At 32.8% G+C, this 402-nt stretch carries 1 pseudogene; it reads right to left on the bottom strand.

Annotated features, from left to right (window positions below):
• Window positions 1-194, bottom strand: a pseudogene (locus LJE08_RS13835) (hypothetical protein); the annotation flags it as partial.
• Window positions 195-402 lie beyond the last annotated feature (208 nt).

The raw sequence follows: 402 nt of genomic DNA, 5'->3' as shown, positions 1-402 counted from the left end.
TGGCAAAGAAGAGAACGTTCTACATTGTCTAAAATGCAAGGACGAGCTTTACCGGAAGCATCTAGTTTTCGAATGTAGTCAATATTATCGAAGAAGATATTCTTGATGGGATGAATAAAATTGAAGTTTTTAACATCACAATCTAATAATGATAGAGTTTCAATTGGAATGTTTGAATGATAAGTGGTGTCCATAATTGAAGTATAGAATTAAATAGAGATGTAAACAAGACTTAGCAAATGAAAAGCGCCCATACAAATCATTTTATATGATTTGATGGGCTTTTTTTATGGCAATTGTATGAGTGAATCTCTGTATTGCAGTGATGATACATATCTGCTGATTCTAATAATCCTCTTTTTGTAGCAGGTGTTCCACGATGTTTAGGTTCTACTCCATCAA

The organism is Holdemanella sp. DFI.5.55 (assembly GCF_020593575.1).
In the GTDB taxonomy this organism is placed as follows: domain Bacteria; phylum Bacillota_I; class Bacilli_A; order Erysipelotrichales; family Erysipelotrichaceae; genus Holdemanella; species Holdemanella hominis.
Note: the sequence above shows the minus strand (reverse complement) of the source record. Positions and strands in the feature narration are given on the sequence as shown.